This is a genomic window from Bradyrhizobium sp. ISRA442, from assembly GCF_038085055.1.
Lineage (GTDB): Bacteria > Pseudomonadota > Alphaproteobacteria > Rhizobiales > Xanthobacteraceae > Bradyrhizobium.
Genome location: NZ_JALGCN010000005.1, coordinates 252,037 through 276,773, shown reverse-complemented (window position 1 = coordinate 276,773; position 24,737 = coordinate 252,037). Strand labels below are relative to the sequence as shown.

Here is a 24,737-nt window from a genome sequence, read left to right as displayed (position 1 = left end):
GCGAGGGAGGAGTCTGATGCAGCGAATTACGATCACGATCGAAGATGATCTCTTGGCGGAGATCGATGCCGCAGCGGAAGCGCGCGGCTACCAGAACCGCTCCGAGATCATCCGCGACCTTGCGCGCGCCGGGCTGCAGCAGAGCAGCGAAGGTACCGCGCAGACCGGCCCGTGCGTTGCCGGGCTCGTCTATGTCTACGATCATGCCGCCCGCGATCTCTCAAAGCGCCTGGTGCAGGAATTCCACGGCCATCACGATCTCGCGCTGGCGACGCTGCACGTCCATCTCGACGACAACAACTGCATGGAGATGACGGCGCTACGCGGCGACGCCGGTGAAGTCCGGCATTTCGCCGACCACATCATCGCCGAACGCGGCGTTCGCTATGGCCGCGTGGTGATGATCCCGACGGGGGAAGGAAGGCAGGCGAGGGCGCGAAAGCATGCGCATCGGCATGAGTAGTCGACGCGCGTGCGGTGCTTGCCCTCTACCCCTTGTGGGAGAGGGTGGCTCGCCGCATAGCGGCGAGACGGGTGAGGGGTCTCTCGCCGAGAGTCTCACTCTAGATCTGAACTCGCGGAGAGAACCCCTCATCCGGCGCGCTACGCGCGCCACCTTCTCCCACAAGGGGAGAAGGGAGAGCAGCGCAGGAGTGGGCCCCTAGGCCGCTTTCGCTGCGCTCCCGCACGGCAGGCCCGCCCTCGCGACACCGCCATAGAGCGGCTCGTTCGGCATTTCCTCGCGCAGGATCTTGCGCACGGCGATCAGCTTCTCCAGATCGATCCCGGTGACAAAACCCTTGCTTTCGCAGAGAAACGCGAGGTCTTCGAACACGACATTGCCGGTCGCACCGGGCGCGAAGGGACAGCCGCCAAGGCCGCCGAGCGAGCCGTCGAGGATGCGAACGCCTTCGTCGAGCGCGGCCGCGGCGTTGGCGATGCCCATGCCGCGGGTGTCGTGGAGATGGATGCAGATCGGCTTCGACCCGGCGAGCTTCACCGCGGCGCGCGTCAGCTCGGCCACCTGCTTCGGCCCGGCATAGCCGACGGTGTCGGCGATCCCGACGAAATCGACGCCTGCCTCGAGGCATTTGTCGACCAGCCGCAGCACCTCGACAGGATCGACCGGGCCGGTGATCGAGCAGCCCAGCGCCATCGAGATTGCCGCATTGACGAGCGGCTTGTGCTGGCTGGCGTCGCGCATTTCGCAGAGGCGCCTGACGTTCGCGATTGCGGACTCGCGCGAGCGATGCGCGTTGGCCAGGCTGTGCTCCTCGGTCGCCGAAACAACCGAGGCGATCTCGCCGACGCCGGATTCAAGGGCGTCATTGACCCCGCGCTCATTGAGCGTGAGCGCGACGCCATGGGCGCCGCGCAGGCTCGCCACCGTCGCGATCACATCGCGAACATCGACGAACTGCGGAAAGGTCTTTGCGGGCAGGAACGAGCCGACTTCGAAATGCCGCGCGCCGGCAGCATATTCCTCGCGTACCCAGCGCTGCTTGGCTTCGGTTGAGGGAAACTTTTTCACGAGCTGAAGCCCGTCGCGCAGACCCACCTCGCGCAGGCTGACGCGACCCGAGGGATAAATCTCCTGAATGCGGCTCATGCGCGCCTCCCTGCGGCTTTCGACGTGGTGTCTTCATTGTCGATCTCGGCACGAACGGCCGACGTGTCGGCGCCGAGCGGCGCGACCTTCAAGCCTTCGCCGAGGTTGCGGCCGTTCCACTCGATCGGCAGCGCCGGCACACGGAATGGCTGTCCGTCGGTATTGGCGTTGTTGACGAGCCCGCCCGGCCGCAACACGTGAGGATCGGCGAAGAGATCCTCAGGGCGATTGATCGGCGAGAAGCAGATGTTGAGCGCATCGAGCTTTTGCGACAGCTCCGCCACGCTCCGCTGCGCGATCACCTCGGCAACGCGCGGAATGATCCGTGCGCGCGCCAGGATGCGGTCGGTCGTGGTCCGCAAGGCGGGGTCATCGAGGAACTCGGTGAGACCAAACTCGCGGCAAAAGCTTTGCCAATGGCCTTCGGTGACGACACCGATGAAAATGCGCTCGCCACCGGCGGCATCGAAGATGTCGTAGATCGGCCAGGCGTGCTCGCGCTCCGGCATCGAGCGCGGCTTGTTGCCGGTCATCTCGTATTCGACCATGTGTTGGGCCACCAGGAACAGGCAGTTCTCGAACAGGCCGATGCGGATGTCGGCGCCGTCGCGCTTGCCCGCGCGCTTCTGATAGAGCGCCGCGAGAATCGCGATCACGCCGAACATGCCACCCATGATGTCGTTGGCGGACGAGCCGACGCGCTGCGGTTTCTCGCGCGTGCCGGTCATCGCGGCGAGGCCTGACATCATCTGCACGACCTCGTCGAGCGCCGGGCGATGCTCGTAAGGGCCGGACAGAAAGCCCTTGTGGCCCGCGACGATCAGATGTGGATGGCGGCGGCGCAACTCGTCTGCGTCGAGCCCCTGCTTTTCGAGCAGACCGTCGCGGAAATTTTCCAGGAACACGTCGGCGGTCGCGAGCAGGCGGTGCATGGTGTCGCGATCCTCCGCCTTCTCGAAATCGAGTACGACACTGCGCTTGCCGCGATTGAACAGCGGAAAGAAGGAGGTGCCCATGCCCCCCAAGCTGCGGGTCTTGTCGCCGGCCGGCGGCTCGACCTTGATCACCTCGGCGCCCAATTGCGCGAGGATCATGCCGCAGGTCGGACCCATGACCATGTGGGTCATCTCGATGACGCGCACGCCTGCCAGCGGCAGTCCGGCCGCTGATCCTTCCCTCTCCATGCGCCACTCCCTGTTCGCTGGCAGGCAGCCTAGGCCTTCACAAGCCTTCTGAAAAATATAATCTGTCGAAGACTCTCTTCACGGTTTTCGAACGCTGACCCCGACCTGATATGGATTCGCGCCAGCTCCGCTATTTCATCGCTGTCTATGAGCAGCGGAACCTGTCGCGCGCGGCCGACCAGGTCAATGTCGCGCAGTCGGCGCTGAGCCATCATATCTCCAATCTCGAAGCCGAGTTTGCGGCGCCCTTGTTCGAGCGCAAGTCGCGCGGCATGGAACCGACCGCTGCCGGAGAGCGGCTCTACGAGCACGCCCGCATCATCCTGCGCGCGATGGCAGAGGCCGAGACCGAGGTGCGCCAGGGCGCGCGCGTAATCGCGGGCGAAATCTCGATCGGCATGGCGAATTCCGGCGTCAAGGCGATCGGGGTGCCCTTGATGCGCACCGTGCTCGCCGACTATCCGAAGCTGAAGCTGTCGCTCACCGAGAGCCTGTCAGGCGCGACGCTGATGCATCTGATGGCCTCCGACGTCGATCTCGCGCTGGTCTACAACCCGCCGTCGGAAAAGGACCTGATCACCGAGCCGGTGCTCGAGGAGCAGATGTTCCTGGTCGGCACGACGAAGCTGGTAGGCAAGGCCAAGCTTCCGATCAGGTTCGAGGAATTGAGCCGGCTGCCGCTGATCCTACTGCGCCACGGCCTCTCGGCCCGAGCCTTGCTGGATGATCCGGTGCTGCTCAAGCGGCTCGAAGCCGGCGCCATCCTGCACGCCAACTCGATCAGCGGCATGACCGGCGCGCTGGTTGCGGGTCTCGGATGCACCATCGCGACCAAATTGTTCGCGCAGGAACAGCTTGCGGCGCGCCGCCTGGTCGCGCGCGAGGTGATCGAGCCGAAGCTGACCCGAACGCTCTATCTCTGCCGCCTGCGCAACCGGCCGATGACCTATGTCATGGAAGAGATGCGGCGCCTGATGCTCAAGCTGATCGCCGAGCAGGTGCGCGGCGGGCACTGGCAGGCGAAGCTGTTGGGCTGAAGGAAGACTGTCGCCGCGGAGACGATGCGCTCCCTCTCCCCGTTCTTACGGGGAGAGGGTTGGGGTGAGGGGCTGCCTTCGCAAAGACGGTAGCAAATGGACTCGTGGAGAGTCCCCTCACCCGGAATTTGCCGTCGTGAATTCCGGCCTCTCCCCGCTTGCGGGGAGAGGCGAAGAACACACGAGTTCGCGTTTCTCGAACGCTTCCATCGATATGTTCGTCTGGATTTCTGGCCAGCCGCCGCCAACATGGCGCGACCCGGCAGAGCTTCGGCAAGAAAGCCACCGGGACCGGCGCCGCGAGATGCGCGCGCTTCACGGGGAGGACATCATGAGCGTCGTGGGCATCGACACCGGCTTTGAGCTCGACACGGCAGCCGCAGCGCCGGACGAGATCTCGCGACGGCTGGAAGCCATGCCGGCCTCCGCCTACGTCTGGCGCCTCATCATCCTGCTTTCGCTCGGCGGCTGCTTCGAGATCTACGACCTGTTCCTGACCGGCTATATCGCGCCGGGCCTGGGCCGCAGCGGGCTATTGACCACGACGACGCAGGCTTTCTTCGGCTTCTCCGGCATCGGCGCCTTCGTCGCCGCGACCTTTGCCGGCCTGTTCGTCGGCACCTTCTTCCTCGGCTTCCTCGCCGACCGCTTCGGACGGCGCGCGATCTTCACCTATGCGCTGCTCGGCTATTCCGCGGCGTCCGTCATCATGGCGTGCCAGACCTCCTCTGAAGGCCTCCTGTTCTGGCGCTTCCTTGCGGGCATCGGCATTGGCGTCGAGGTCATCACCATCGATGCCTACATCACCGAACTCGTGCCGAGCTGGATGCGCGGGCGCGCCTTTGCGGTGAACCAGGCGATCATGTTCATCGCGGTGCCCGTCGTCGCCTTTCTGGCCTGGTGGCTGGTGCCGCTCACGCCCTATGGGGTCGACGGCTGGCGCTGGGTGGTGCTGATTGGCGCGGCTGCCAGCATGATCATCTGGGTGCTGCGGCTGTTCCTGCCCGAAAGCCCGCTCTGGCTGGCGCGGCATGGCCGCAACGAGGAGGCCTTCCGCGTCCTGGCGACGCTGGAGGCGGCAGCCGGGAGTAGGACCGCATCGCGTCCAGGCACCATCCCGGCACACTCCGCGACGCCGCCGGTTGCGGCGGTGGGCTTCGCCGATCTGTTTCGTCCGCCTTACCTCTCGCTCGTCGTGCTGTTCATGGTGTTCAACCTCTGTCAGGCCTTCGGCTTCTACGGGTTCGCCAACTGGGTGCCGACGCTGCTGGTCGAGAAGGGCATCACCGTCACCAAGAGCCTGCAATATTCCTTCATCGTCGCCTTCGCCTATCCGATCGCGCCGCTATTGGCCGCTAGCTTTGCCGACAAATTCGAGCGGCGCTGGATCATCGCGGGCGCCTGCATCGCCATCATCGTCTTCGGCATGGCGTTCGCGCAGCTCAGCGCGCCGGCGCTGCTGATCGTCTGCGGCGTGTTGCTGACGGCCTGCAATACGACGATGTCCTACGCCTACCATGCCTATCAGACCGAAGTGTTCCCGACGCAGATCCGGGCGCGCGCCTCCGGTCTCGTCTATTCGATGAGCCGGCTCAGCGCGACATTCTCGGGCTTCATCGTCGCCTACATGCTGAAGGAGGGCGGCGTCATCGGCGTGTTCGGCCTGATCACTGCGGCGATGCTGATCGTGGTGATCGCGATGGCGTTGTTCGGTCCGAACGTGCGCGGCAAGCCGCTCGACGCGGCGTAGCCGCCACTTGGCTCGTCCCGTTCCGGCTCGATCGCGCTTTACGCCGCAGGCGGCGACGGATCAGCATCCCTTGCCGAAGCAGCTTCTCGTGTCTACCTCTCGCGGGTGGTTTCGTGAGAGGTACTCCCATGCTGGATGCCGCCGTCAAGGCGCTGTCGCAAATGATCTCGCCGCCGATGCGCTCGATCCTGTGGCGCTCGATCGGCGTTGCCCTGGTGCTGATCACCGTGCTGGCGATCGGCTTGCAGCGGCTATTGAGCTGGTTTGCGACCTATGGCGAGGTCTGGCTCGAAGGGCTGCTCGGCCCCGGCTGGCACTCTGCGCTCGAGGTGTTGTCCTGGATTGTCTCGATTGCCGCTGGCCTCGGCGTCGTGTTCGGCGGCATTCTCTTGATGCCTGCGATCACCTCGCTGGTGGCGAGCCTGTTCGTCGACGACGTCGCCGACCATGTCGAGCGCGAGCATTATCCCGCCGAGCGTCCCGGCGTCGCGCTGCCGTTCACGCTCGCGATCCACGAGGGCATCAAGACCGCGCTGCTCACGATTCTGGTCTATCTGATAGTGCTGCCCTTCGTGTTCCTGGCCGGTGCCGGCTTCTTGATCTTCTTTCTCGCCACCGCCTGGCTGCTCGGACGCGAATATTTCGAGCTCGCGGCGATGCGCTTCCGGTCACCGGAGGAAGCCAAGGCGATGCGGCGCGACAACGCGTCGACCATCTTCGCCGCCGGCCTGATCATCGCGGCCTTCGTCTCGATCCCGGTGGTCAATCTGGCGACGCCGATCTTCGGCATGGCCTTCATGGTCCACATGCACAAGCGGCTGTCGGGGTCGCGGCCCGAGCTGATCGAGCCGGCGCGCTCGATGCGGTGACGGCGACTCAGACCGTCTTCTCCGGCCAGCGGCAGAGATCGTTGATCAGGCACACCTCGCAGCGCGGCTTGCGCGCGAGGCAAGTATAGCGGCCGTGCAGGATCAACCAATGATGCGCATGCAACATGAACTCCGCCGGGATCACCTTTTCGAGACCGAGCTCGACCTCGAGCGGCGTCTTGCCGCGCGCAAGCCCGGTGCGGTTGCCGACGCGGAAGACATGGGTGTCGACCGCCATGGTGTGCTCGCCAAAGGCCATGTTGAGCACGACATTGGCGGTCTTGCGGCCCGCGCCGGGCAGCGACTCAATCCCGGCGCGCGTGCGCGGCACTTCGCCGCCGAACTCCGCCAGCAGCTTTGCCGACAGCGCGATCACATTCTTGGCCTTGGTGCGGTAGAGCCCGACGCTCTTGATGTAGTCGCGCAAGCGTTCCTCGCCGAGGTCGAGCATCTTCTGCGGGCTGTCGGCGACCTTGAACAATTCCCGTGTCGCCTTGTTGACTCCGGCGTCGGTCGCCTGCGCCGACAGCACGACGGCCACGAGCAGCGTAAAGGGATTGAGGTGCTCCAGCTCCCCCTTCGGCTCAGGATTGGCCTTGCGGAAACGGCTGAAGACCTCATGGATCTCCGCCGGCGTCCAGGGCTTTGCAGGTTTGGTTTTGGTGGCTTTGAGCGAGGACTTCGCAGGCCGCTTTGGCCCGCCAGTGGCTTTTTTTGCCTTTTTCTTCGGCACGGCCGGTTTGCGCGGAGCCGGCTTGCGGGTGATTTTCGCCATGATCGGGATATACTGAGAGACGATGAGCACAGGCAACGAAATTGAGCGCGAGAGCGAGCCGCTGATCTTTTCCGCGTTGCTGACCCCGCATCGCTCGCTTAACCGCACCGGCTTTCTCGCCGTGATGCTGTTCTTGAGCGTCGTCAGTTTTGCGACCGGCATCGTCTTTCTGATGATGGGCGCATGGCCGGTGCTCGGCTTCTTCGGCCTCGACGTGCTGGTGATCTGGTGGGCGTTCAAGGTCAATTTCCGCAGCGCGCGGGCGAGCGAGGAGATCGTCGTCACGCCGTCGGAATTGCGCGTGCGGCGCGTCAGCCATCGCGGCGATGTCGCCGAATGGGTGTTCAACCCGCTCTGGGTCCGCCTCGACCAGGATGTCGATGAGGAGTACGGCCTCGAACACCTCTATCTGATCTCGCGGGGCCGCTGCCTGTCCATCGGCGGGTTCCTCGGACCCGAGGAAAAGGCAAGCTTCGCCAAGGCCTTAATCCAGGCGCTGAACGCGGCCAGGCGCGGCCTGACCTACAATCCGGTCACCTGATTTGCGAGTCGGAAATCGGGTGGTTTCAAGCGGTCCGCTCTCCTACATTTCCGGTCATGATGACACTCGCCATACATGACCAGCGCCTGGCCAGGCCAGGCTCCCAGAACGCCGCACTACGCGACTATGATTCGGTGCGCCGGGCGATCGCCTTCATTTCGGAGAACTGGCGCGCACAGCCAACCATCGAGGCGATGGCGGATGCCGCGGGGGTCACGCCGGATGAACTGCACCATCTGTTCCGCCGCTGGGCCTCGATCACGCCGAAGGCCTTCATGCAGGCGCTCACCCTCGACCATGCCAAGAGCCTGCTCCGGGATTCCGCGAGCATCCTCGACGCGGCACTCGATTCCGGTCTGTCGGGGCCCGGCCGGCTGCACGACCTCTTCGTCACCCATGAGGCGATGTCGCCGGGCGAATGGAAGAATGGCGGCGCGGGCCTGACGTTGCGCTATGGCTTCCATCCCTCCCCCTTCGGCACCGCGATCGTGATCGCGACCGAGCGGGGATTGTCGGGCCTCGCTTTCGCCGATCCCGGTGAAGAGAACATCGCGCTTGCCGATATGACCCGGCGCTGGCCGAAGGCAACTTACGTCGAGGATCACGAAGGCACGGCGCCACTCGCCCAGCGCATCTTCGACCCAAACCTCTGGCGACCCGACCAGCCGCTTCGCGTCGTGCTGATCGGCACCGATTTCGAGGTGCGGGTGTGGGAGACGCTGCTCAAGATCCCGATGGGGCGCGCGGTGTCCTATTCCGACATCGCCTGCAACATCAACAATCCGAAGGCCTCGCGCGCCGTCGGCGCCGCCGTCGGCAAGAACCCGGTCTCGTTCGTCGTGCCCTGCCACCGCGCGCTCGGCAAGGGCGGTACGCTCACCGGCTATCACTGGGGCATCACCCGCAAGCAGGCGATGCTGGGCTGGGAAGCCGGGCGGCTTGGGGTGCAGTAGATCCACATCGTCGTCCCGGCGAAGGCCGGGACCCATACCGCGCGCTCTATCGGCGGCAGACTGTATAAGTCCGACGCGAAGACAGGATAACTGCAAGTCTTCGCTAAACTTCTTCCTGGGGTTATGGGTCCCGGCCTTCGCCGGGACGACGCTGAATGTTTGGCGCGACCTAACCGCACCTCACGCTATCGAGCTTACCCCGCCAGGTCCAGCTTCGATGCCACCGTCGAATCCGCGTTGAGGCGGTAGATGATCGGCACGCCGGTGGCGAGCTCGCGCTTCAGGATGCCCTCGGGCGAAAGCTTCTCCAGCACCATGATCAGCGCGCGCAGCGAGTTGCCGTGGGCGGCGACCAGCGTGCGCTTGCCGTTGAGCACGGCGGGCAGAATCTCCTGCACGTAATAGGGCAGCGCGCGCGCCAGCGTGTCCTTCAGGCTTTCGCCGCCGGGCGGCGACACGTCGTAGGAGCGGCGCCAGATGTGCACTTGTTCCTCGCCCCATTTCTTGCGCGCGTCGTCCTTGTTGAGGCCGGAGAGATCGCCATAGTCGCGCTCGTTCAGCGCGAGATCCTTGGCTGTGGGCAGGCCTTCCTGGCCGAGCTCGCCGAGGATGAGGTCGAGCGTGTGCTGCGCGCGGGTCAGCACCGAGGTGAAGGCAACGTCGAAGACGAGCCCCTGCGCCTTCAGCTTGCGACCCGCTTCCCTGGCTTCCGCCACACCCTGCTCGGTGAGATCGGGATCCTTCCACCCCGTGAACAGGTTCTTCAGATTCCATTCGCTCTGGCCGTGGCGCACGAGCACGAGGAGACGTTCGCTCATTGACTGCTTTCCGTTACTTATCTTCGTTCAGATGTCGGCAAGACCCAGCACGTCGGCCATCGAGTAGTGCCCCGGCTTCTTGCCGTGCGCCCAGAGTGCTGCTCTCAGCGCGCCATGGGCGAACAGCATGCGGTCTTCGGCATGATGCGACAGCGTCAGGCGCTCGAAGGCTCCAAGAAAGCTGACGCTGTGGTCGCCCGCCGCGGTGCCGCCACGCAAGGAGGCAAAGCCGATGTCGCCGGGACGCCGTGCACCGGTGATGCCGTCGCGGCCACGTGCCGAATGCTTATCGAGCGAGATGCCGCGGCCGGCCGCAGCGGCTTGGCCCAGCATCAGCGCCGTGCCCGAGGGCGCATCGACCTTCATGCGATGATGGGTTTCGACAATCTCGATGTCGAAGGTTTCGTCGAGCGCCTTGGCGACACGCTTGACCACGGCAGCGAGCAAATTGACGCCCAGGCTCATATTGCCGGACTGCACGACGACGGCGCGGTTGGTGACGCTCTTGATCACGGCGTTGTCGGAGGCCGAAAGCCCGGTCGTGCCGATGACATGCACGAGGCCGCGCTCGGCCGCGATCGCGACATTGGCGATGGTCGCCGCCGGCACAGTGAAATCGAGGATGCCGTCGGCATCCTTCGACATCGCCCAGAGGTCGGCGGAGAGTTGTATGCCATTGGCCGGCAGCCCTGCGAGCACGCCGGCGTCCTTGCCGAGCAGTTCCGAGCCCGGCGCTTCCAGCGCGCCGACCAGCACCGCGCCTTTGGTTTCGGCAATCGCCCGCGTCAACGCGCGACCCATCCGGCCGCCGGCTCCTGCAACAATCAAGCGCATGTCGGACATGGTGTGATCCTCTTCGGGGCCGTTGTAGCGGCGGGATGGAGTTCCGGCAACCGAGGGTCATGGACCCGTCATGCCCGGGCTTGTCCCGGGCATCCACAAAGAGCCGTACGTGGGCAAGAAGACGTGGATGGCAGGGACAAGCCCGGCCATGACGATAGCGCCGCCCTAGGGCTGCGGGCCGTCGTAGCCCTCGATGATGATGAGGTCGGCGAGGGAGTGCGGCTGGCGCACCTTGATGTTGGCCTGATATTCCGGCGAGTTGTAGCAGGCGATCGCGGTCTCGTAGTCCGGGAATTCGATCACCACGTTGCGGGTGCGGCTCTGGCCTTCGACGGTGGTGAACCTGCCGGCACGGACGACGAAGCGGCCGCCAAATTTCTTGAAGATCGGGCCGTTGGCGACGGCGTAGGGCTTGTAGCCCTCGTCATTGTGCACGTCGACGCGTCCGATCCAGTAGCCCTTTGCCATTGTTCTTCTCCCTGTTGTGGCTGTCGATCTGAGCATGATCTTGTCGGAAAGCCGTTACACGCTTCGCTAAAGCGATCCTTCGGATCCGGATCATGCTCTAGCCGAGTGCTTGCGCAATCTCGGCCTGGATTGCATCGGCCGTTGCCTTCGGATCAGCGGCCTCCACCACCGGCCGCCCGACGACGAGATAGTCGGCGCCCGCGGCAATCGCGCGCCCCGGCGTCATGATGCGCTTCTGGTCGCCGGTCGCCGAGCCTGCCGGCCTGATGCCGGGAGTGACGAGGTTCATCTGGTGGCCGACGATCTTGCGCAGGCTGCCCACTTCCTCCGGCGAGCAGATGAGACCGTCGATGCCGAGCACCTGCGCCTGCTGGGCGCGCGCTTCGACCAGCTCGGAGACGCCGAGCCGGTAGCCGGCGGCGTGCAGATCGTCCTCGTTGTAAGAGGTCAGCACCGTGACGGCGAGGATCTTCAGGCTCGAGTTGCGGCGGCCTTCGACGGCGCCCTTCATGGTCTGCGGATAGGCGTGCACGGTGAGGAAGGTCGCTCCTAACCTGGTGATGCTCTCGACGCCCTGCATCACCGTGTTGCCGATATCGTGCAGCTTGAGATCGAGGAAGACCTTCTTGCCCCTGTCGGCGAGCTTGCCGACCAGCGGCAGACCACCAGCATAAGCGAGCCGATAGCCGATCTTGTAAAAGGTGACGCTGTCGCCGAGCCGATTGACCATCGCCTCCGCAAGCTCAAGGCTCGGCAAATCGAGCGCGACGATCAAGCGGTCCTTGGGGGCGATTTCAGCAGGCGTCATGTCACCTCACATCATGCGTTGGGAAACGTCGATCAACTGCCGCACCATCTCCTTCAGCGCGTCGATGTCGGACTGGTTCTTCAGCCTGTCCATATCGTCATAGGCCTGGTCGGCAAAGGCGAGCGCGAGCTGGCCGGCGATCACATTGGCGTGGCAGGAGGTCAGGATCAGCCGCAACGCCCCAAGCGCGCGGGACGCGCCGAGCCGGCTCTGCGAAGCACCGGCAAGCGCAAACACCCGATGGCGGAATACGTCGCCGCGCGCCTCGTGCGGATCCTGCACGCGGCTGACCCAGTCGATCGCGTTCTTGAGCAGCGGAGGCACCGAGGCATTGTATTCGGGCGTGACGATCAGAACGCCCTGGTGTGCGCCGATCATGCGCTTGAGATTGATCGCGTGCTTGGGCACCCCTGACTCGCCATCGTAGATCGGCAGCGGAAAATCGGCGAGCGAGATGCGGGTGACGTCGACGCCGGCCTGGGCGAATTCGTAAGCCGCAACCGCCGCCAGTTTCGCGTTGTGCGAGCCGGTGCGCAGCGAGCCGGGAATGACGAGGATCTTGGGTGCGGGCATCCAATCAAACGCGTTCGGCGAAACGAGCCCGCCGCGCATAGAGGAAAGCCGGCGGAATTAATCCTTGCGATACACCCAGACGCGGGCCGGCGGAAGGTTCATCCAGATCCGTTCCGAGGCCTCTGTGGACACGCCGGGGAGCGATTTCGGAATCGGCGGCACAACCGCGTAGGTGAATTGCACGAAGGGCGCGCCGGGCGCCAACGCCGTGAAGGCGTCGCGAATGAGCCGCAGCCGCGTCAGCATCGGTTTGGTCACCAGCGGCAGGCCGGAGACGACCGCGGAAGCCGGCGTGCTCAGCACATTCCAGAGCGTGTCACGCAGGCGATAGGCGTCGCCCTGGACGACCTTGGCCTGCGGATAGCGGTCGCGCAGCAGCGCGCAGAAGCCGGGATTATATTCGACGAGGACGAGACGCTTCGGATCGACGCCGCGCTCGATCAGCGCCGAAGTGATGGCGCCGGTGCCTGGCCCGAGCTCGACCACCGGTCCGTCTGAATCGACGTCGACGTAATGGGCCATGGTCCGGGCCAGCAGCTTACCCGAAGGCATCACCGCACCCATATGCAGCGGCTTTTCGATCCACGATCGGAGAAAACGAACCTCGTCGTCGAGACGGGGCTTCTTCAACGCACGCGCGGACGATTGCAATGGCATGTCAGGACCGGACGGGACCGCGTCGCCGCGGCGTGTCAGAAAATGGTCATAAAGACGTATAGGCCGCGGGCGGTACGGTCAAGCCGAGTCAATTCGCTCGATTGCCGAAGAAGTCCTTGACCTTGGCGAAGAAACCCACCGATTCCGGATGGGTCGCACCGGAAGAGAGCTTCTCGAACTCGGCCAGCAATTCCTGCTGCTTCTTGGTGAGGTTCTGCGGGGTTTCGACCACGACCTGGACGTACATGTCGCCCATCTGGCGCGAGCGCAGCACCGGCATGCCTTTTGATGCAATGCGGAATCGGCGGCCGGACTGGGTCCCGGCCGGGACCTTCACCTTGGTCTTCCCCTTGTCGATGGTCGGGACCTCGAATTCGCCGCCAAGAGCGGCGGTCACCATCGAGATCGGCACGCGGCAATGCAGGTCGGCGCCGTCGCGCTGGAAGAACTGGTGCTGGGCCAGCGACAGGAAGATGTAGAGGTCGCCGGGCGGGCCGCCGCGAACGCCGGCCTCGCCTTCACCGGCGAGCCTGATCCGGGTGCCGTCCTCGACGCCCTGGGGAATGTTGACCGACAACGTCCGCTCGCGCGTGACCCGGCCCTGGCCCGCGCAGGACGGGCAGGCATCCTCGATCATCTGACCACGGCCCTGACAACCGGGACAGGTGCGCTCGAGCGTGAAGAAGCCCTGCGACTGGCGCACGCGTCCGGCGCCACCGCAGGTCGAGCAGGTCTTGGGCTTGGTGCCGGCCTTCGCGCCGGTGCCCGAGCAGGCCTCGCAGGTGACGGAGACCGGGATCTCGATCTGCGCCGTCTTGCCGCCGAAAGCTTCCTCGAGCGTGATCTCCATGTTGTAGCGGAGGTCGGCGCCACGTTCGCGGCCACCGCGGCCGCGCTGTCCGGCCATGCCGAACAAATCCTCGAAAATGTCGGAGAAAGAGGACGCAAAGCCCGCGCCGAAGCCGGCACCACCACCGCCGAAGCCGCCCTGCTCGAAGGCGGCATGACCGTAACGGTCATAGGCGGCGCGCTTGTCCTTGTCCTTGAGGACCTCGTAGGCCTCGTTGATCTCCTTGAACCGGACTTCGCTCGTCTCATCCCCGGGATTGCGGTCGGGATGGAATTTCATCGCCAGCTTGCGGAACGACGATTTCAGCTTGGACTCGTCAGCGTCGCGTTCGACTTCGAGGGTTTCGTAGTAGCAGCGCTTGGTGGACATGTCGGACTCGGTCTATCCAATCGCGATTCAAGTCGGAGCGAAACAGCGTCGCCACGCGACAATATAGGCAGCCTTCCGCCTTGCGGCAGAGGGCAGCACGGCGGTGTTCAGGATAACGGCTGGGAATTGATTGATCGTAACGGGGAGGCGCCCCGCCCGTCCCGACACGAAAGCCTCCCCCCTGAGGGGGGAGGCTGGTAGAGCGTGTGGGGTCCAAGCCGTCCGCATGATGACCCTCTAAGGGCTTCAGGCGGACTTCTTGTTGTTCTTGTCGTCGTCGACTTCGGTGAATTCCGCGTCGACCACGTCGTCCTTCGCAGCGTCCTTGGCCGCGTCGGCCTCGGCCTGCTGCTTGTACATGGCCTCGCCAAGCTTCATCGAGGCCTGGGCCAGCGTGTTGGTCTTGGCCTTGATCGCCTCGGCATCGTTGCCCTTCAGCGCTTCCTTGAGATCGCTGACGGCATCCTCGATCGCCCTGCGCTCGCTCTCGCCGACCTTCGAACCGTGCTCGGCCAGCGCCTTCTCGGTGGAGTGCACCAGCGCATCGGCATGGTTCTTGGCGTCGACGGCCTCGCGGCGCTGCTTGTCGGCCGCAGCGTTGGCTTCGGCGTCCTTGACCATCTTGTCGATGTCGGCTTCCGACAGGCCGCCGGAGGCCTGGATGCGGATCTGCTGCTCCTTGCCGGTTGCCTTGTCCTTGGCCGAGACGTTGACGATGCCGTTGGCATCGATGTCGAACGTCACCTCGATCTGCGGCATGCCGCGCGGGGCCGGCGGAATGCCCATCAGGTCGAACTGACCGAGCATCTTGTTGTCGGCCGCCATTTCACGCTCGCCCTGGAAGACGCGGATGGTGACCGCGTTCTGGTTGTCCTCGGCGGTCGAGAACACCTGGCTCTTCTTGGTCGGGATCGTGGTGTTGCGGTCGATGATTCGGGTGAACACGCCGCCGAGCGTCTCGATGCCCAACGACAGCGGGGTCACGTCGAGCAGCAGCACGTCCTTGACGTCGCCCTGGAGCACGCCGGCCTGGATCGCGGCACCGATCGCCACGACTTCGTCCGGGTTCACGCCCTTGTGCGGCTCCTTGCCGAACAACTGCTTCACGACTTCCTGAACCTTCGGCATGCGCGACATGCCGCCGACCAGAACCACTTCGCCGATCTCACCGGCGGTGACGCCGGCATCCTTCAGCGCCTTGCGGCAGGGCTCGACCGTCTTCTGGATGAGGTCGTCCACCAGCGCCTCGAACTTGGCGCGGGTGAGCTTCATCGTCAGATGCTTCGGGCCGGTCTGGTCCGCTGTGATGAAGGGCAGGTTGATCTCGGTCTGCGTCGTCGACGACAGCTCGATCTTGGCCTTTTCAGCGGCCTCCTTCAGGCGCTGCAGCGCGAGCTTGTCGTTGCGCAGGTTGATGCCCTGCTCCTTCTGGAACTCGTCGGCCAGATAGCCCACGAGGCGCATGTCAAAATCTTCGCCGCCGAGGAAGGTGTCGCCGTTGGTCGACTTCACCTCGAACACGCCGTCGCCGATTTCGAGAATGGAGATATCGAACGTGCCGCCGCCGAGGTCGTACACGGCGATCGTGCCGGCCTTGGTCTTGTCCAGACCGTAGGCGAGCGCAGCCGCGGTCGGCTCGTTGATGATGCGCAGCACTTCAAGGCCCGCGATCTTGCCGGCGTCCTTGGTCGCCTGGCGCTGGGCGTCGTTGAAGTAGGCGGGAACGGTGATGACGGCCCGGTCGACCTTCTGGCCGAGATGGGCTTCCGCGGTCTCCTTCATCTTCTGCAAGATGAACGCCGAGACCTGCGAAGGCGAATAGGTCTGACCGTCAGCCTCGACCCAGGCGTCGCCGTTGGAAGCTTTGACGATCTTGTACGGAACGAGCTTCTTGTCCTTCTCGACCATCGGGTCGTCGTAGCGGCGGCCGATAAGGCGCTTCACTGCGAAGAAGGTGCGCTCTGGATTGGTGACGGCCTGGCGCTTCGCAGGCTGGCCGACGAGTCGCTCGCCGTCATCCGTGACCGCGACGATCGAAGGCGTCGTGCGCATGCCTTCCGAATTCTCGATAACTTTGGCGTTCTTGCCGTCCATTACGGCGACGCACGAGTTCGTCGTGCCGAGGTCGATGCCAATGACCTTTCCCATGGTCCTGATATCCTTCTTTATTGCGGCAGGTTGGTTGGGCCCAGAAGGCACCCGATCCAAAACCCCCTAAGATCAAACATCCGCGATATTGCGATGGTTGAGGCTCATATAGGAGGGGGGGAGGGGCCCGCAAGGACCGAACGCAAGTTTCGGCCGTGAAAACATTGGGTTTTGGAAGATCATATCCGGGTGCCACCGGCCTTGCAGGTGAGGAATTATTAACAGGTCCTGCCCTCGGGGCAGGCTGTCGTCCGGCCCTGTTGCCGGAAGGCCAAACCCGCTAAAAGGCGGGCCGCGGGACCTGCTCGCCATCGAGGCGGCCTGACGCGACAAAGGGGCCCGGTCGCCCACCATCGAACGGCCTCAATGTGAACCAAGTAGAGTGCCCATGAAGCTCATTCGTCCCCTCGCCGCGCTCGCTTTTCTCGTCGCCTCGGCGCTTCCGGCCATTGCCGCCGATGCCGTGTTTCCGCCCGGACTGCGCCTCGGCATGGTGCCGTTGATCGGCCTCAACAAGGCCAAGACCTTTCCGGGCTTCGAGAACGAGGACGGCAGCGTCAAGGTGCTGATCACCGAGCTGCCGCCAGCGGCCTATGGCGAGGTCGTGAGCGCCTTCAACGCCAATCCTGCGGGTACCGGCGGCGTCAAGCAGGACAAGATCGAGACGCCCGCGGGCCTTGCCTATTTCACCACCGAGAGCGGTAAGGCCGGCGATACCCCGGTGAAGCGCTATTCAATGATCGTGCCGGGCGCCGGCTTCTCCGGCTATGTCGCCGTGCAGATCCCGGAAAACGCCACCAAGATCTACACGGACGAGGCAGTGCGGCAGATGTTTGCGAGCGCCGTCACCCGCAGGGAGGTGTCGATCGACGAGCAGATCGCGCTGATGCCGTTCAAGATCACCGATCTCGCCGACTTCAAGAATATCCGCACGCTGGCGCCCGGGGTCAGCATCATCCTCGCCGATGGCGATGAGAGCTCCGGCCTCGAGCCGAAGCCGTTCATGATCCTCGGCTTGATCGGCGCGACGCCGCAGCAGGCCGACGATCGCGCCCGCTTCGCCCAGGAAGCAGCGCTCCAGATCCCCGGCGTGCGCGAATCGCGCGTCACCATGTCCGAGCCGATCCGGATCAACGGCCAGCAGGGCTTTGAGACCCGGATCGACGGCGTCAGCGGCAAGGACAAGACCCCCGTAACGGTAGTGCAGTGGATCCGCTTCGGCGGCAGCACCTCGCTGCGCATCATCGCCAGCGCCCCGCGCGATCAGTGGTCGAGCGCCTTCACCCGCTTCCGCGCCGTGCGTGACGGCATCCAGCCGAAGGGCTAGGATTTCAGGGCCGGCAAGCTCAAGCGCTGGACAGAACCGGCTGCATTTTCGGGCTTCTGTTCGCGCATTGGCGGAACTACGCTTCTCCCTCGTTGAGTTCATCCTGGAGGGAGGCGAACGATGCTGGATCGGCGGCAAATCTTGGCGGCGCTGGGGACGACGGCGCTTGTGGCGCTCGCGTCACATCCGGCTTTGGCGGCGACATCGATCAAGCCGGATGAGGCGTCCGCGCTGCTCGTCATCGACGTGCAGAACTGCTTCCTGCCCGGCGGCAGCCTTGCCGTGAAGGAAGGCGAGCAGGTGGTGCCGGTCATCAACAGGATCGCGAAGGCGTTTGCCAACGTGGTGATGACGCAGGACTGGCACACGCCCGGCCACGTCTCGTTCGCCTCGGTCCATTCCGGCAAGAAGCCGTTCGAGACCATCGACCTGCCCTATGGCAAGCAGGTGCTGTGGCCGGATCATTGCGTGCAGGGCACCGACGGCGCCGCGCTCTCGAAGGACCTCTCGATCCCGCACGCCGAGCTGATCATCCGCAAGGGCTTTCACAAGGAGGTCGACAGCTACTCGGCCTTCCTCGAGGCCGACGGCAAGACCTCGACCGGACTCGCCGGCTATCTCAAAGGGCGCAAGATCAAGCGCGTCTTCGTTGCAGGCCTGGCGACCGATTTCTGCGTCGCCTGGACTGCCCTCGACGCGCGCAAGGCGGGCTTCGAGGTCTATGTCGTGGAGGACGCCTGCCGCGGCATCGATACGCAGGGCTCGCTCGCCAAAGCCTGGGCCGACATGGCCAAGGCCGGCGTGAAGCGGATTCAGTCGAGCGATATCGCGGTGAGCGCGTAGATCGCGCAACACTCTCAACCCTCATGGTGAGGAGGCGCGAAGCGCCGTCTCGTCAGGATGAAGGTCTGCGCCTGTACGCGTACGGGAAGCGCGGCTTACACCGCGCTATTTGGCTCGTTGTTGTTAGCCGCGGGCGCGGCTTTGGCTCCGCCCTTGGCGACACCGACCAGCGCCGGCCGCAGCACGCGTTCGCCAATCGTGTAGCCGGCCTGCACGACCTGCACCACCGTGCCTGATGGCACTGACGGATCGGGCACTTCGAACATCGCTTGCTGGAAATTCGGGTCGAACTTCTGGCCCTGCGGATCGAACTTCTTCACGCCGTGTTTTTCGAGCGCATTGAGCAGCGAGCGTTCGGTGAGCTCGACACCCTCGATCAGCGATTTCAGGCCGGGATCGGCATTGGCGCGGTCCTCGGCCGGAACTGCATCGAGCGCGCGCTGGAGGTTGTCGGCAATCTCGAGCACGTCTCGGGCGAAGCCGGTGATGCCATAGAGACGGGCATCCGCGACCTCCTTGGTGGTGCGCTTGCGCAGGTTCTCCATCTCCGCCAGCGTCCGCAGCATCCGGTCGCGCACCTCGGCCGCCTCCTTCTGCAACGTCTCGACCGAGCCTGGCTCGGGATCGTCGGGCATCACATAGGGCTTCGACACCACGGGCTCGCCGGTCGGCGTGGCCGTGTCTTCGGGTTGCCGGTCTTGATCGGTCATCGGCTGCTGTCTCGAACTCATCTCTAGGGATTTGTTGGCTGGGATATCGTGCCTCGGAGCACGAAAATCAAGCGCCCGTGATCGGCCGAAAACGGGGTCAGCCACCCAGCAGGCGGCTGACGATGCGGGCGGCGTAGTCCACGGTCGGGATCACGCGGGCATAATTCAGCCGCGTCGGCCCGATCACGCCCAAGACGCCGACGATGTGGCCGGCGGCATCCCGATAGGGTGAGATGATGGTGGACGAGCCGGACAACGAGAACAGCTTGTTCTCGCTTCCGATGAAGATCCGCACGCCCTCGGCGGTCTCGGCACGGCCCAAAAGGTCGATCACACCGCGCTTGGTCTCGAGGTCGTCGAACAACAGGCGCACGCGCTCAAGGTCCTCCAGCGCATGCAGATCTTCAAGCAGATTGGCGTGACCGCGCACGATGAGCTGGCGATCCTCGCTCTCGCCGCCGGACCAGCTCGCGATACCGGCCGAAATCACCTTCTGCGTCAGTTGATCGAGCTCGGCGCGGGCCTGCCCCAACGCGGTCTCGAGCTCGAGTCGCGCCTCCACCAGCGTCCGGCCCCGGATCCGCGCATTGAGGAAATTGCTGGCCTCGGTGAGCGCCGAGGATGGAACCCCGGGCGGCAGCGACAGCACGCGGTTTTCGACCTGGCCGTCCTCGCCGACCAGGACCACCAGCGCCCGCTCCGGTTCCAGGCGGACGAATTCGATGTGTTTCAGCCGCGCATTGGATTTCGGCGTCAGCACGACCGCGGCGGCCCGGGTGAGCCCCGACAGCCGCGTCAGCGCCTGGTCCAGCGCCGCCTCGACCGATTGGGCCTGGCCGACGGAGGCAAGCTGGCTCTGGATCGACTGCCGTTCGGCCTCGTTGAGCTCGCCGACCTGCATCAGGGCGTCGACGAAGAAGCGCAGGCCGAGTTCCGTCGGCAGCCGGCCGGCGGAGGTGTGCGGGGCGTAGATCAGGCCGAGCTGTTCGAGATCGGCCATCACATTGCGGACGGAGGCCGGCGACAGCGGAACCGCGATCAGCCGCGAAATATTGCGCGAGCCAACCGGCTCGCCGGTCGCGAGGTAGCTTTCGACAATTTGACGAAAGATGTCGCGGGAACGCTCGTTGAGCTGGGCAAGGCCTGCGCGCGGCGCGATCAGATGGATCGGATCGTGGTGGGCCACAGACGTTAACTCCTCTCAGATACTTGTAATTTGTCTATCCTTGATGGTTCTGACAAGCGCGGCGTTGAGCGGCGGATATCGGGGCGAAAAAACCTTGCCGCCCACCCTTCCCGCTCCTACAAGCACCGCGAACAGCCTTTTCCCGCGAGTTTTGGAGGATTTCCCATGCGGCCAAGCCGCCGTGCGCCCGACGAGTTGCGCCCCGTGACGTTGGAGCGCGGCGTGGTCAAATATGCGGAAGGCTCCTGCCTCGTGAGATTCGGCGACACCCATGTGCTGGTCACCGCCACGCTGGAGGACCGCCTGCCACCGTGGCTGAAGGGCCAGGGCCGCGGCTGGGTTACCGCCGAATACGGCATGCTGCCGCGAGCGACGCTGGAGCGCACCCGCCGCGAAGCCTCCGCCGGCAAGCAGAGCGGCCGCACCGTCGAGATCCAGCGCCTGATCGGCCGCTCGCTTCGCACCATCATCGACCTCGAAGCGCTCGGCGAGCGCCAGATCACGGTCGATTGCGACGTGCTCCAGGCCGACGGCGGCACGCGTACGGCGTCGATTACCGGCGCCTGGGTCGCGCTCGCCGATTGCGTCAACTGGATGAAGGCGCGCAACATGATCAAGGCGAATGTGCTGCGCGACAACGTCGCCGCGATTTCCTGCGGCATCTACAACGGCACGCCGGTTCTCGACCTCGACTATGCCGAGGATTCGGAGGCCGAGACCGACGCCAATTTCGTCATGACGGGCGATGGCCGCATCATCGAGGTACAGGGCACCGCGGAACGCGAGCCGTTCACGGAAACCGAGTTCCTGGCGCTGATGGCGCTGGCACGCAAGGGCGTCTCGCGCCTCGTGGACTTGCAGAAACTGGCAGTGGCGTAGTCAATAGGCCATGCACCGCCGAATCACCGGAAAGCTCGTCATCGCGACCCATAATCCCGGCAAGCTCGCCGAGATGCGCGAGCTCCTGGCGCCTCACGGTGTCGAGGCGGTCTCGGCCGGTGAGCTCGGCCTCACGGAGCCCGACGAGACCGGCCACGATTTCCGCAGCAATGCCGCGATCAAGGCAATAGCCGCAGCGCGGGCGGCCAAGCTGCCGGCTTTCGCCGACGATTCCGGTATCGTGGTCGACGCGCTCGATGGCGCGCCGGGCATTTACAGCGCACGCTGGGCCGGTCCGACCAAAGACTTCACCGCGGCGATGGCGCAGATCGAACGCCTGTTGCAGGAGCGCGGCGCGACCACGGCCGACAAGCGCACGGCACACTTCGTCTCCGCGCTCTGCGTCGCCTGGCCGGACGGTCATCTCGAGGAGGTCGAAGCGCGCGTCGACGGCACACTGGTGTGGCCACCGCGCGGCACAGCCGGCTTTGGCTATGATCCAATGTTCCTGCCCAACGGCTACAGCCGCACCTTCGGCGAGATGACCAGCATCGAAAAGCACGGCGTGCCGCCGCTCGGCCTTGGCCTGTCGCACCGTGCCCGCGCTTTCGTGAAACTGGCGGAGATCTGCCTTGAGACGCGCTAAGGAAGCCTTCGGCGTCTACGTGCACTGGCCGTTCTGTCTGTCGAAGTGCCCCTATTGCGATTTCAACAGCCACGTTCGCCACGTCGCGATCGACGAGGCGCGCTTCGCCGCGGCCTTCGCGCGCGAGATTGCGACCACCGCCGAGCGCGCGCCCGGCCGCGAGGTCACCTCGATCTTCCTCGGCGGCGGCACGCCGTCGCTCATGCAGCCGGCAACGGTCGGCGCTGTGCTCGATGCGATCGGCAAGCACTGGCACGTCGCGGGCGACGTTGAAGTCACCCTGGAAGCCAACCCCACCAGCGTCGAAGCCACACGCTTCGCCGGCTATCGTACCGCCGGCGTCAACCGCGTCTCGCTCGGCGTGCAGGCGCTCGACGATGCCTCGCTGAAAGCGCTGGGCCGCCTGCACAGCGCACGCGAGGCCCTCGATGCGGTCGCTATCGCGCGCCGCTCGTTCGACCGCTACTCCTTCGACCTGATCTACGCCCGCCCCGACCAGACGCCGGCGATGTGGGCTGATGAGCTTCGCCACGCCATCGATGAAGCGGCCGAGCATCTGTCGCTCTATCAATTGACGATCGAGGAAGGCACGCCCTTCTTCGGCCTGCACCAGGCCGGCAAATTGAAGACGCCGGACGAAGCGGTCGCGCGCGCGCTCTATGACGTGACGCAGGAGACCTGTGACAAGCTCGGCCTGCCCGCCTACGAGATCTCCAACCATGCGCGGCGTGGCGCGGAGTGCCGGCACAATCTCGTCTACTGGCGCGGCGAGGAATATGCCGGCATCGGTCCCGGCGCCCACGGCCGCATTGACATCGACGGCATCAGGCACGCGACGGCCACCGAGAAGCGTCCCGAAGCCTGGCTGATGCGGGTTGAAGGCACCGGTCACGGCGTCGTCACCGACGACCTCCTCAACAGCGAGGAGCGCGCCGACGAATTTTTGCTGATGGGATTGCGTCTCGCCGAAGGCATCGACCCCGATCGCTACACCGCGCTCTCCGGCCGGCCGCTCGATCCCCGCCGCATCGCGCTGCTCCGCGAGGAAGGCGCGATCACGGTCGATGCAACGGGGCGGCTGCGCGTCACGAGCAGCGGATTTCCCGTGCTGGATGCAGTGGTCGCAGATCTGGCGGCGTAGGCTGTTCGCCTCGCCCCGCTTGCGGGGAGAGGCCGGAATTCGCGCGAAGCGCGGATTCCGGGTGAGGGGACTCTCCGCGAGTCCAACTCTCACCGCCCTCGTGGAGATTCCCCCTCACCCCAACCCTCTCCCCGCAAGCGGGGCGAGGGAGCGCAGCGACATGCGCGGCGAGAGCTAAGCCCCAAAGCTCTTCGGCGAGCCCGCCACCGCGACGCCGCCGCCTGTTGTCACCTTCATCACCGCAAGCCCGCGTTCATTCGTGCCATCCGCGCGGAAGCGGAATAGGCCGTCGATGCCGGCAAAGCCGGAGGGGTTGGTGAGCACGTCGGACGAGAAGCGCGTGGTGCCTTGCGTGCGCGCGAGCGCCGCGACGAGGGCCACCGCGTCATAGGCGAGCGTTGCGGTGCGCACCGGCTCGCCGCCGAATTTGGTGCGGTACCGGCCAGAGAAGGCGCGGAAGCCCGCAGGATCCGGCGCGGCGTAGAGGCCGCCCTGGAGCGCGGCGCTGGCATAGACCCGCGGATTGTCCCAGAGGCCGGTGCCGAGAAGCTGGATGTTGCGCAGGTTGGCGCCGGCCGCGGTCAGCGCATCCGCGACCGCGACGACGGCATCGCCATCGTCGGCAATGAACAGCGCATCCGCACTGCCGAGCTGCTGCGCCACGTTGCGCGCCGGTGTCGCGCGATCGGAGCCGTATTTCTCGAAAGCAACGAGACGGCCGCCGCGCCGCGGCACCGCCGCCTTCAACGCCGCCTCGACGACATTGCCATAGGCATTCTCGGGCACGAGCGCGGCGACGGAACGCTTTCCGATGCTCGCGGAATATTCGATGATGCGATTGACGTCGGACTCCGGCAGGAAGCTGAGCAGATACACGCCGCGGCCGGCGATGCTGGAGTCGGTCGAGAACGCGATCACCGAGATGCCGCGGGCGCGCGCCACCTGCGCCACCGCCGGGACCGACTGCGCGAACAGCGGTCCCAGAATGATCTCGGCGCCTTCCTCGACCGCCTGCTGCGCGCCCTGTTGCGCGCCTTGCGGGCTACCGTTGTCGTCCTTGATCAGGAGCTGGATGTTGGGGTTCTGGAACTCAGCCAGCGCCATCTCGGCGGCGTTGCGCATGGATTGCGCGGCGAGCCCGGCATTGCCGGCGGCCGAGAGCGGCAGAATCAGGCCGACCTTCACCCCGCCGGTGCCGGCGGTCGTGGCCTGCTGTGGCGGGCCGGCGGGCCCAGCCGGAGGCGACGAACTGCTGGACGGATTGGAGAACTGGCTGAGGCTCTGCTGCACGCCCGTGCAGGCCGACAGCAGGGGCGCGCCGAGCAACAGGCCAAGCGCGCTCCGACGGGTCGCCCCCGGCAACCGGGGTCCTGGAATAGAAGACTGCTCCGACATTTCGGAAGAGAATTTGGGATAACGCGGGCCCACCATGGCAGCTCTTCTTTTGACCGGCCGCTTGCCGCCCAGTCAGAACCAGTCTTGCCGCGACCGAGGCCACGGATTTCTGTATATTCTCGACAATTAGTTAACCAAAACAAAAGGATAATAAACGCCTAACACAGCTCATCCCCCGTCTCGGCCAACTGTTCGCCGTCCGTCGCGCAGCATCAAGGCGGCATTTCCGCCGCGAATATGGCACCAGCGCTTTGTTCCTCTCGAATGTGATCCTGCACGGATCACATTCCCGTCCTGTCTCAGTCGCGATCTTTTTCGGAGGACTGGTTCCCAGCCCTTCGGATCATGCCTAAGTTCA

General features: G+C 65.0%; 25 protein-coding genes. 11 read left to right on the top strand and 14 right to left on the bottom strand.

Annotated elements, in window-relative coordinates; translation table 11 throughout:
- Nucleotides 1-16 precede the first annotated feature (16 nt).
- Nucleotides 17-463 (top strand): nickel-responsive transcriptional regulator NikR, encoded by a 447-nt coding sequence (gene nikR / locus MTR72_RS13580; protein WP_280967465.1) that lies wholly within the window; start codon nt 17-19, stop codon nt 461-463.
- Between the two features lie 198 nt (nt 464-661).
- Here the strand turns inward: nikR and MTR72_RS13575 are convergent, their stop codons facing one another.
- Both MTR72_RS13575 and MTR72_RS13570 read right to left on the bottom strand, forming a co-directional pair.
- Entirely contained in the window at nt 662-1,609 is a 948-nt protein-coding gene (locus MTR72_RS13575) for a hydroxymethylglutaryl-CoA lyase (RefSeq protein WP_280967466.1), read from the bottom strand.
- The gene (locus MTR72_RS13570) at nt 1,606-2,793 is read right to left on the bottom strand and encodes a CaiB/BaiF CoA transferase family protein (protein WP_280967467.1); all 1,188 of its coding nucleotides are present in this window, start codon (nt 2,791-2,793) and stop codon (nt 1,606-1,608) included. Before MTR72_RS13570 ends, MTR72_RS13575 begins: the two co-directional genes overlap by 4 nt.
- A 110-nt stretch (nt 2,794-2,903) precedes the next feature.
- Between MTR72_RS13570 and MTR72_RS13565 the strand changes: the two genes are divergently transcribed.
- The 3 genes from MTR72_RS13565 (at nt 2,904) to MTR72_RS13555 (ending at nt 6,449) form a co-directional block, all read left to right on the top strand.
- Nucleotides 2,904-3,830, top strand: a complete 927-nt coding sequence (locus MTR72_RS13565; RefSeq protein ID WP_341510403.1) for a LysR family transcriptional regulator — start codon at nt 2,904-2,906, stop codon at nt 3,828-3,830.
- Between the two features lie 331 nt (nt 3,831-4,161).
- Nucleotides 4,162-5,580 (top strand): MFS transporter, encoded by a 1,419-nt coding sequence (locus MTR72_RS13560; RefSeq protein WP_280967469.1) that lies wholly within the window; start codon nt 4,162-4,164, stop codon nt 5,578-5,580.
- A gap of 128 nt (nt 5,581-5,708) precedes the next feature.
- Complete coding sequence (locus tag MTR72_RS13555) at nt 5,709-6,449, top strand: sulfate transporter family protein (RefSeq protein ID WP_280967470.1); 741 nt, start codon at nt 5,709-5,711, stop codon at nt 6,447-6,449.
- A 7-nt stretch (nt 6,450-6,456) separates the two neighbouring features.
- Here the strand turns inward: MTR72_RS13555 and nth are convergent, their stop codons facing one another.
- Nucleotides 6,457-7,224 carry an endonuclease III gene (gene nth, locus MTR72_RS13550; protein WP_280967471.1) on the bottom strand — a complete coding sequence of 256 codons (768 nt, stop codon included), beginning with the start codon at nt 7,222-7,224 and terminating at the stop codon, nt 6,457-6,459.
- Between the two features lie 22 nt (nt 7,225-7,246).
- On the opposite strand from nth, the gene MTR72_RS13545 reads away from it, so the two are divergent.
- Nucleotides 7,247-7,765, top strand: coding sequence for a DUF2244 domain-containing protein (locus MTR72_RS13545; RefSeq protein WP_280967472.1), 519 nt, complete (start codon nt 7,247-7,249; stop codon nt 7,763-7,765).
- A gap of 56 nt (nt 7,766-7,821) precedes the next feature.
- A complete protein-coding gene (locus MTR72_RS13540; RefSeq protein WP_280967473.1) occupies nt 7,822-8,718 on the top strand; it encodes a bifunctional helix-turn-helix domain-containing protein/methylated-DNA--[protein]-cysteine S-methyltransferase in 897 nt (298 codons plus the stop codon).
- A gap of 194 nt (nt 8,719-8,912) precedes the next feature.
- Here the strand turns inward: MTR72_RS13540 and MTR72_RS13535 are convergent, their stop codons facing one another.
- The 8 genes from MTR72_RS13535 to dnaK form a co-directional block, all read right to left on the bottom strand.
- Nucleotides 8,913-9,536 carry a 2,3-bisphosphoglycerate-dependent phosphoglycerate mutase gene (locus MTR72_RS13535; RefSeq protein WP_279373925.1) on the bottom strand — a complete coding sequence of 208 codons (624 nt, stop codon included), beginning with the start codon at nt 9,534-9,536 and terminating at the stop codon, nt 8,913-8,915.
- Nucleotides 9,537-9,563: 27 nt separating this feature from the next.
- Nucleotides 9,564-10,379 carry a 4-hydroxy-tetrahydrodipicolinate reductase gene (dapB, locus tag MTR72_RS13530; protein WP_280967474.1) on the bottom strand — a complete coding sequence of 272 codons (816 nt, stop codon included), beginning with the start codon at nt 10,377-10,379 and terminating at the stop codon, nt 9,564-9,566.
- A 165-nt stretch (nt 10,380-10,544) separates the two neighbouring features.
- Nucleotides 10,545-10,847, bottom strand: a complete 303-nt coding sequence (locus MTR72_RS13525; RefSeq protein WP_280967475.1) for a DUF1330 domain-containing protein — start codon at nt 10,845-10,847, stop codon at nt 10,545-10,547.
- 97 nt (nt 10,848-10,944) lie between these two features.
- Complete coding sequence (gene pyrF / locus MTR72_RS13520) at nt 10,945-11,655, bottom strand: orotidine-5'-phosphate decarboxylase (RefSeq protein ID WP_280967476.1); 711 nt, start codon at nt 11,653-11,655, stop codon at nt 10,945-10,947.
- 6 nt (nt 11,656-11,661) lie between these two features.
- Entirely contained in the window at nt 11,662-12,228 is a 567-nt protein-coding gene (locus MTR72_RS13515) for an NADPH-dependent FMN reductase (protein ID WP_280967477.1), read from the bottom strand.
- A 57-nt stretch (nt 12,229-12,285) separates the two neighbouring features.
- Nucleotides 12,286-12,885 carry a class I SAM-dependent methyltransferase gene (locus tag MTR72_RS13510; protein WP_280967478.1) on the bottom strand — a complete coding sequence of 200 codons (600 nt, stop codon included), beginning with the start codon at nt 12,883-12,885 and terminating at the stop codon, nt 12,286-12,288.
- An 88-nt stretch (nt 12,886-12,973) separates the two neighbouring features.
- A complete protein-coding gene (gene dnaJ / locus MTR72_RS13505; RefSeq protein WP_280967479.1) occupies nt 12,974-14,104 on the bottom strand; it encodes a molecular chaperone DnaJ in 1,131 nt (376 codons plus the stop codon).
- Nucleotides 14,105-14,350: 246 nt separating this feature from the next.
- Entirely contained in the window at nt 14,351-16,252 is a 1,902-nt protein-coding gene (gene dnaK, locus MTR72_RS13500; protein ID WP_341510402.1) for a molecular chaperone DnaK, read from the bottom strand.
- A 388-nt stretch (nt 16,253-16,640) separates the two neighbouring features.
- Between dnaK and MTR72_RS13495 the strand changes: the two genes are divergently transcribed.
- Nucleotides 16,641-17,579 (top strand): hypothetical protein, encoded by a 939-nt coding sequence (locus tag MTR72_RS13495; protein WP_341510401.1) that lies wholly within the window; start codon nt 16,641-16,643, stop codon nt 17,577-17,579.
- Between the two features lie 120 nt (nt 17,580-17,699).
- Nucleotides 17,700-18,422 carry a bifunctional nicotinamidase/pyrazinamidase gene (gene pncA / locus MTR72_RS13490; RefSeq protein WP_280967482.1) on the top strand — a complete coding sequence of 241 codons (723 nt, stop codon included), beginning with the start codon at nt 17,700-17,702 and terminating at the stop codon, nt 18,420-18,422.
- A gap of 95 nt (nt 18,423-18,517) precedes the next feature.
- On the opposite strand, the gene grpE is transcribed toward pncA, so the two are convergent.
- Together grpE and hrcA are read right to left on the bottom strand one after the other, a co-directional pair.
- A complete protein-coding gene (grpE, locus tag MTR72_RS13485; protein WP_445819579.1) occupies nt 18,518-19,177 on the bottom strand; it encodes a nucleotide exchange factor GrpE in 660 nt (219 codons plus the stop codon).
- A gap of 52 nt (nt 19,178-19,229) precedes the next feature.
- Complete coding sequence (hrcA, locus tag MTR72_RS13480; protein WP_280967484.1) at nt 19,230-20,318, bottom strand: heat-inducible transcriptional repressor HrcA; 1,089 nt, start codon at nt 20,316-20,318, stop codon at nt 19,230-19,232.
- 165 nt (nt 20,319-20,483) lie between these two features.
- Here hrcA and rph point away from each other — a divergent pair, with 165 nt between their 5' ends.
- Genes rph through hemW form a run of 3 tightly spaced genes read left to right on the top strand, consistent with a single transcriptional unit; the run spans nt 20,484 to nt 22,984 of the window.
- Nucleotides 20,484-21,197: a ribonuclease PH gene (rph, locus tag MTR72_RS13475; RefSeq protein ID WP_280967485.1), complete on the top strand. Its 714-nt coding sequence runs from the start codon at nt 20,484-20,486 to the stop codon at nt 21,195-21,197.
- A 10-nt stretch (nt 21,198-21,207) separates the two neighbouring features.
- Nucleotides 21,208-21,843, top strand: coding sequence for an RdgB/HAM1 family non-canonical purine NTP pyrophosphatase (gene rdgB / locus MTR72_RS13470; RefSeq protein WP_280967486.1), 636 nt, complete (start codon nt 21,208-21,210; stop codon nt 21,841-21,843).
- Nucleotides 21,830-22,984 (top strand): radical SAM family heme chaperone HemW, encoded by a 1,155-nt coding sequence (gene hemW / locus MTR72_RS13465; RefSeq protein ID WP_280967487.1) that lies wholly within the window; start codon nt 21,830-21,832, stop codon nt 22,982-22,984. The genes rdgB and hemW overlap by 14 nt, the downstream gene beginning before the upstream one ends.
- A gap of 174 nt (nt 22,985-23,158) precedes the next feature.
- Here the strand turns inward: hemW and MTR72_RS13460 are convergent, their stop codons facing one another.
- A complete protein-coding gene (locus MTR72_RS13460) occupies nt 23,159-24,415 on the bottom strand; it encodes a penicillin-binding protein activator (protein ID WP_445819577.1) in 1,257 nt (418 codons plus the stop codon).
- Nucleotides 24,416-24,737: the final 322 nt, after the last annotated feature.